Consider the following 8,388-nt stretch of genomic DNA (forward strand, 5'->3'; position numbering starts at 1 on the left):
GCTTGATGCGTCTTGAATCGGCACACTGCTGCTAAGCTTATTCACAATTGCTGGGGCAAAAATCAGCAATCCATCCTGGGTCAATTTTCAATCGGCAGGGTGGGTCAGTTTTCAATCAGCGCTAACAAATATGCGTAACTATCGCGGCTTAGTAGAGATCCGTAACTGACTTGAGGACCGCTGATGGCAACCCCAATGATCGATTTCCGAGCCGTCCGCGCACACCATGGCAGCCAGCACGCCGGTTTTGAGGAGCTCGTCTGCCAACTCGCCGCGCTCGAGTCTCATGGTGGCTTCCCGTTCCACCGCAAGGGTGCTGGTGCCGACGCAGGACTCGAGTGTTATCGCGTCGAGCCCAATGGATCTGATACTGGATGGCAGGCCAAGTATTTCTTCGAGCTTGGTAGCGGCGAAGCGGGGCAGCTCAAAGACTCCTTTGAAAACGCCGTAGCCAAGCACCCCGCACTCGCCACCTTCATCGTATGCATACCTTTCGACTTGTCTGATGGCCGTGTTGAAGGCCGCAAGTCTGAACGCGATCGCTGGGATGACTGGGTGATTGCGCGTCAAGCTTCCATCGCGCCTCGTATAGTTGAAATCCAACTCTGGGGCGGCTTTCAGCTTACGGAACGACTTTCACGGAATGATCCACTGTATGTGGGGCGTCGCACCTATTGGTTCGATCTCCCCCATTTTGGGTGCGAATGGTTTAAAGACCGGTTTGCGATCAGCCGTGCCGCTCTCGGTCGTCGCTATACGCCAGAACTTAATATTGAACTGCCTATTCGTCAGGCGTTGGTTGCATTCGCACGAGACCCCGATTTCGCGTGCAAGATCATTGGTTGGGCTGATGATCTCGACGAGGCGAGACATCGTTCGCTACGCAGCATCGGCGCCGCACTGGAGGGAACATGTGATACAGACTTCACCGCGCTCGGCGACCAAATGGCTGCGATATCTGCAGCAGTCCGCGGCGTACCACTTGGCCCAGCGAATCTCATTCCATTCGGGGAATGGAGCGCTTTACTGGCGATTGCAACTGCGACGCTCAACCGCTGTCGGAGCGGAATCTGGGAGCTACGTCGGCAACCCGGCGCGGGTAAGGACAGTGGGCGCGACGGTCTTCATTTTGCCGAACATTTACGCGAAGTGATCGATCGCGTTGTCGAGGAAATCAATACCCCCTCGACCAACTTCGCTAATTCACACCGGCTGCTGCTGAGCGGAGAGGCGGGCGTTGGTAAGTCACACTTGCTGGCCGATGTCGCCGAGCATCATGTTGCGCAGGGCTTTCCCGCCGTCCTAATGCTTGGAGGAGCGTTCAGTGACGCGGAACCTTGGCGACAGATCGCCGATCAACTGGGGCTGACAAATGTTGCTCCGGACGCAATTCTCGGTGCGTTTGACTCCGCTGCCGAAGCAGCCGACACCCGCGCGTTGGTGATGATTGATGCGATCAACGAGCGTAACGGTGTAGCGGTTTGGTCCGAGCGTCTTGCCGCGTTCCTCGCTGTTGCCGACCGTTTTGAACATATAGCGGTCCTCGTTTCCTGTCGCTCTACCTTCATCCCTTATATTGTGCGCGGCCTCGATACGACCGCGTTACCCCGCTTGGAACACCCAGGTTTCGCAGGAAGAGCGGCTGAAGCCGCGCGTCGCTACCTCGACCAGCGTGGCATCGTTCGAATGGCAGCCCCTCATTTCGCGCCAGAGTTCGAAAATCCACTGTTCCTGCGTACTTGCTGTGACATGCTTGAACGTCGTAATGAAAGCGAACTTCCGCGTGGACTGGCTGGCGTGTCGAAGGTCTTCGATTTTTATTTCAACGCAGTGGTCGAGACGCTCAATTTGCGGATGGGCTTGGCGCCAAGGCTAAAGCGTGTAGAGGCGGTCCTCACGGCGCTCACGGAAGAGATGGTGGTTGCGGGTACCGGCTATCTCTCAATTGACGCCGCGAATTCAATCATCGAATGTTTGCACAATTCAAACGGTCTCGCTGAAAAAAGCCTTTTCTTCCAGCTCGAAAGCGAAGGTGTGATCGCGGTTGAGCCAGTCAGTGACGGAGAAGAGATCAACGAAATGGTTCGCTTTACCTTCGAACGGTTAAGTGACCATCGTATAGCCCAGAGGCTACTCAATACTCATGTAGGCGACGGCGATCCATCGCCAGCTTTCCTCACTGGGGGGGCACTCGCGTCTTATGTGGTGGGTAGAGGTTCCTCCAGGTTCGCAGGCATCGCCGAGGCATTGGCTGTACAACTGCCAGAGCGTTACGGCGTTGAACTCATTGACGTTGTCGACGGCAAGTTTGCCCGCTGGGATCTTGCTCATGCCTTTCAGCTCAGTCTGCTGTGGCGTCGACAGGACGCCTTCACCAAACGGACCCTCGAACTGGTTGAGGAATGCGCTGACATAATCGGAGGTGACGCAGTTCTTGAGACGCTGCTTGCGATCGCTACTGAACCTGACAATCTTTTTAATGCCGACCATCTTGACCGTTGGCTGCAACCGTTGCCGATGTACGAGCGCGACGTTGAATGGTCGATTCGCGCTACTCAGATCGCCGTGGAGGACGACGGCGACGGAGCGATTGAAACATTGATCGAGTGGGTCCTAGCCAATGGACTTGAGCCAATCGAGCTGCCGCGCGCTCGATTAGTCGCCATCACGCTTGCATGGCTCACTAGCCTCAGCCATCGTTGGGTCCGTGATATGGCGACCAAAGCGCTTGCAACGCTATTGGTAAATCGCCGTGATCTCGCCGCCGAGATGATCGAGAAATTCTCCAATGTTGACGACGCTTACGTTGTCGACCGCGTGCTTGCTGCTGCATATGGTGCAGCAACGCGAAATTCCAGCGATGAGGGACTTGCCGAGCTCGCGCGAGTTGCCTTTGCGGCGGTGTTTACTAACGACCAGCTACCAACCCACGCGCTCGTTCGCGACCACGCGCGTGGGATCGTCGAGCTTGCTGCCAGTCGCGGCGTTTTGCCGGCGGACATATCGCTAGATTGCGCTCGGCCTCCTTATCCAGGAGGGAGGGTGCTCGAGACGGTGGCCGAAGAAACTCTCGGCACGTATGTTCAGAACTATGGCGGCAGTTTATTGCGTGATGAAATTTGCAGTTCCGCAGTCGAGGATGGTGATTTTGCACGCTACAAAATCGATAATCTTGCCGGCGACTTCCTGTTACTTCCACGCTCGGAGCATGGTCGTTCCATGCGTGAGATTTACGACGCCTGGTACTTGGAAGCGATCAAACCTCATCCGGCGCGTACCAAAGCGTTTGAGCAGGTACTTGAAATTGCAGCTCGCACCAATTCGATGCCTACGGGGCTCTCGCTTTTTCTTCGTCAAGCTCACGACGAAGCTAAAAAACTGATGGAGGCGCGGCGTGCGTCCGAAAAAAAGCGTGACGCGACTATCAGCGAGTTCGAGCGTCTTTTGGACGAGGGAGAGATAGAGGAGTTTCGTATTCGTGCTGCCGGCTTTGTGCGCGGCCGTATGTGGGACGAGCGGGCCGTAGCCGGGCATCCAACATATGCTGGTGATAGGTCGCGCCATTGGGTCGCTTGGCGCGCACATGAGCTTGGATGGACTCCGGAACGCTTTGCCGAATTCGACCGTGAGATGGCGGGCCATGATCGTAATGAGCACCGAGTCGAGCGCATCGGTAAAAAATATCAATGGATCGCCTATCATGAAATGACCGGACGTCTTTCTGACACCTCGCTCGTAGGCGGTAACTATCAGGACGATCCCGAGCTCTTTCGCGGTCCTTGGCAAGTCGGGTCACGAGAGATGGATCCGACTATCCTTGTGACTCGTACGAAACAACGCGACTCGGATCGTCAAGGTCCGACCTGGTGGTCCCCTCACTTTTCTCGTTGGCGCGACGATCCGCCCGAATCGCGAGTCGCGTGGATGGAGGATCAATCGCGAGACGTGCCTGATCCAGTGCAGCAGATTGATGTAATCGACCCTGCTGGCCGACGTTGGCTCGTACTCGACACAAATGTTGGCCGTAACCATCTAGCTATGGTAGATGGCGAACGCGTGATTCATCGGATGACCTGGCACAAAGTTAAATCGATATTGGTAGCGCGCGATGATGTTGAGCGTTTAACGGAGTTTCTAACCCAATCATCAGATAATCGGGATCATTTTCCGGCATACGATATGCCTCGGAATGGCTACCTTGGCGAGTACCCTTGGCATCCGGCATTCGACACCATCGATGGAAGTTTCGAGATGGGTTCGGACGAAGCAATTTACACGCAAGCGACGGTAGCTGACTGGCGTGTCGAGCGCTCAGGCCATGACTATTCGATTGAGGAAAGCTTCAATCTTACGGTTCCCGCTCCAGCGCTTATGCGTGGCCTTCATTTACGTCTGGCGGAAGGACGCTCCCTTGCATACGCAACAGCAGATAGCAGAGTTCTTTTTAAAGATCCGTCCGTTGACGAGCCCGGGTTCAGTGCGGCTGTTGTAGATCGCGATGTGATGCGGGCGTTTTTGGACGCAGAAGGGTTAGAAATCGTGTGGGTTGTTACTGGTGAAAAAAGTGCCCATGGCGGATCGCGTCATGGCAGGGGGTGGGGTGGAATGCTTAATTATAGGGGGGTCTACCGGTTTAATGGCGATTCTATCCAAGGCCGACTCGAGTTCGAGAAACAGGCTCCCCGGCCTGAGCAGCTAGCGGAGCTTCTGGCCCATCCGTGAAAATGTGCTATCGGCTTCCGAATTAGGTGCGACATCACCGAGGTGATAAGCATTAATAACGGGCTTCGCTTTTAGTCTTCCCATCAACCACAAAGCTGATTCAACCGCATTCGTTTGCACGACCTCACCGCCACGTAAAAGGAATGACAATGAGTGATCAAAGTGAGTATCGGGCATTTCGTACCCATGCCTTAGAGCAAGGGCGAGACGCGATCAAACGACTGGCCATTTCCGATTACGATGAAAGTGCCGACGTTCACTCCAGATTTACTCAGCGGATTGCCTTAAGAGCTGCGCGGCGTTGGGTTCAGAACAATGTCAGCGAGCTGCTTGCCGAAGACTCTGATCAGGCACTTCATATCCGCCGAATGCTTGGCATACCCGCTTCGCAGTCACTGATTAAACCAGGGGCGTGGCCCTGGTATGGCAAGTTGGGGATATTCTTCGTCCCGCATTGGCTGACATGGCAATACACGCGTAGGCAGTTAGCAAAAACACGCACCTACGAAGGACGCGCCTTTCTTTACGAGACCTTTTACGACCGACTCGTGACGTGTCGCTTGAACCGCTACACCCCGGCCGTTGATCAGGCCATACAAGGCATGCCGCTGCTCTCCTATGAACGCGCAAGACAGCTCGACAGACTGGATGCTGGCTGGTTCATGGCCGTGCGTAAGGTCGGCGTGGAGAGCTTTGCGAGGATCGAACATTATGCTCGCTATGGCAGCTTCAGATTGAAGGGCCCACTCGCCAATCTGCTGGTGCTGACCAATGTGGTGCAGACAGAATCGGAGCTGGCCTGGCTAGACTATCAAATGAAAGAGCGCTATCACGCGCCCGAGATCACCCCTGAAGCCCTTCGCACCTTCAAACAGGCCATTGATCTATTGCTGGCCAATGGTGTTAAGCGCAAGCAGGTAGCGGGTATCTTTCGTCATGACCTGGATGCTATAGACCCAGATCGGCTGCAGGTAAACTTGCAACTGATTGTTGCTTCTGGCACAGCAGGCGTAGATGCCGTCTACAAGGTCATTGGAGAGTCGCTTTGGCGAGCTTCCAGCGCAAATTGGGCCTTTGTATTGGATGTGGTTAAGGCCCATTCAGCTGATCAGATTCAACACTGCAAGCGTATGCTGGACCATTACTGCGAGCCTTCTTCATTGTTGGTCGAGCACTTGATTGCTCTGGGCGCGAGCATCGAAGACCTAGCGCATTGCCAGACGCTCATATTGGAGCTCAACAAAAAAGAGGGAGAGGGCGAACCGCTCGCCGAGATCGCGCTGTTGGCCGGTGCTCCATATTGCTTGAGCTTCGAGCAGATAGGGCAGTGTCGCACTTACCTGGCGCGCCCCGGAGCATTGCAGGAATACTTGGCAGTGCTTGAGCGACATGGGTATGGCTACCCTGAGGCAGTTCTGGGTTTTCAGCGTGCGTATACCGTCATCGGTGTCCAGAGCCTTGAGACTTGGCTTGTAATCAAAGGGCACCGTAAACCGCGTAAAGAGCGCGAGTTGGTTGACTGGATCATTCGCTGTGCTGGCACTCTGGCCGCCCAACCGTATTACTATCTGCTCACCGCCGTGCCCATGCCAGAGTTCAGTCATCTGTGCCAAGCGGAGCGCGTGGTACGGTTTGGACTAGGCACTTTGCAGTACTTAGTCGAGAACAAGGGATTGAACTCATTCAAAGCGATCATGGATTGGTACTACAAGGCACGTGGCGTACATACGCTTTGTTGCTGGGACCTGAATTCAACATCTCGTGTACTGCTGGACGATGCCTTCCGCCGTAACCACTTTGCTGCTTTCACTGAGAACCTGAGCTGTGTCATTAGAGCTATTGATGATCGGGTGGTAACGGACATCGGTTATCGCCACCAGCAACCGGACGACGCGGCATGCGAGCGCTACGACGAACGAAGGGAAGTTCTAGCTCAGGCCGAGAGCCTAAAACTTTTGCCTCGTTTACCAGCCATCCTGAACCAAACGGGCGGCGTCCTGCTGCCTAGCATGATTCGCCATGCGTGGTCGTCAGCTGAGCAGCTACAACAACAGATGGACGCATTGGTGCCGTTGCTAGAGAGCCTGCTAATGGGGCGCGGACCATCAGGCGCTGAGCTGCAGCCTCAGGAGGTTGAGGCTATATCCATGATCTACAAGGCTGATAGCCACAGCGTCAGGTCACAGTGGAAGAATGTCCTGGGTTTCGAATCGCAAATGGCTGGATTGGCATTGTGGGATGGTTACCCGATGCGCTGGGCGCGCTCGATTCGTCGCATGGAAAAGCGCCTTGAGCGCAGTAGTCTGCAGGCGCTGGTTCAGGCAAAGACGATCAGCGCGATGATCTGTTCAAAAAGGGACTTCACCGACGCGTGTCAGACCATCCGTTCCAAGCGGCTATACGACAAGTCGCGTGACCCTCAGTCTGTAGCGGCCCATCTAGGTGCACTGTTCGCGGCGAGTCGTGAGGACTCATTGATCGGATCGTGGCTCGAAACCGACCTCGGACAGATAGCTGCCTTGGAGGATTTCAGTGTTGATATCTCGGAGGGGCTGGAGCAGCTCGACACGCTTTTCACCAGCACTTTGCCGGACGCTCTAGAGGCGCATATGCCGGCGTTTGTAATGAACTTCAACGATGAGCAGGCTGATAGCTTGGCCAAGCGAATGGTGGGTGAGGCTCATCTAGCTGGGTTGCAAACCGGGCGTGAAAGATTGCAGGTCGCACTTAGACATACCCAAGCAATTGTGCTCGCAACGTGTGCAAACTGGCTGAAGCGCGAGCAGGGGAAATTCACCGCTATGCCTGCTAACGACGAAGTCACTGAATTGCAGGCGTTCGTGTCAAAGTATCCGGCAGCGTTTTTCGCCAGACAAGCCGCGAACCTGTGCACGCGCGATGACACGGACATGTGGAAGGAGGAGCGGCACGCGCATATGGTGGTGTTTGACCCTGTGCAACGTCGGCTTGCGGGGATGGCCATGATCTATTTCGAATCGATCCCGGCGCTCCATCCAACCAAGCGTTGCCTGATCGTTCGCGCGATCAACCCGATGGATGAGATGTTGGCTACTCATACGGTACATAGCATCGTCAACGCGTTTTTCGATGTCGCCGTCAGCATCGCTCAAGAAAATGAGCTGGCAGCGGTGCTTTTCCCGAATCATGGCGGCATGCATCTCCTTTCCAATCAGAGCACTGTTGAGAAGTACTTCAAAAAACGCCTCATTGAACGCGCCGAGCCTTACCGGCAGATAGAGCCAGGAGCAAGCGCTGCGCACTGGCGTACCAGACCTAGGCGCCTGAGTACACGATTTTATGCTTATGCGCAGGGACAGCAGCAGGTTTCAGAGTTATACGTCGTTTGGGCGAATAGCCAAGTCATCCTGACGGCTCAGAAGCGCAGATCGGTTGAGTACATAGATCTCTGATTGAGGGCAGATGAATCGCCCCGGGTTTCGTAGACACCTCCATGCCTTAAAATGAGGCCAATCAGGAGGTGCCATGAGCAACCCGCGTTATCCCGAAGAATTCAAAACCCAAGCGGTCAATCAAGTGACCGAAAAGAAGCTTCCCGTCGCTGACGTAGCGGCCCGTCTTGGTGTGTCGACGCATAGCCTCTATGCGTGGATAAAGCGCTACAGCAAACCTCAAGAAGAACGGCAG

At 55.0% G+C, this 8,388-nt stretch carries 3 protein-coding genes; all 3 read left to right on the top strand.

Translation table 11 applies throughout. The annotated features are described in order from the left end of the window. Positions 1-183: 183 nt before the first annotated feature. On the top strand, positions 184-4,722 hold the full coding sequence (locus tag CKW23_RS26015; protein WP_095068683.1) for an ATP-binding protein: 4,539 nt from the start codon (positions 184-186) through the stop codon (positions 4,720-4,722). 149 nt (positions 4,723-4,871) lie between these two features. Beyond that, positions 4,872-8,153 carry a hypothetical protein gene (locus CKW23_RS26020; RefSeq protein WP_095068684.1) on the top strand — a complete coding sequence of 1,094 codons (3,282 nt, stop codon included), beginning with the start codon at positions 4,872-4,874 and terminating at the stop codon, positions 8,151-8,153. Positions 8,154-8,226: 73 nt separating this feature from the next. After that, the coding region (locus CKW23_RS26025) for a transposase (protein ID WP_143498983.1) at positions 8,227-8,388 on the top strand (162 nt) is incomplete at its 3' end.

This window comes from Pseudomonas sp. Irchel 3A18, from assembly GCF_900187465.1.
Classification (GTDB): domain Bacteria; phylum Pseudomonadota; class Gammaproteobacteria; order Pseudomonadales; family Pseudomonadaceae; genus Aquipseudomonas; species Aquipseudomonas cichorii.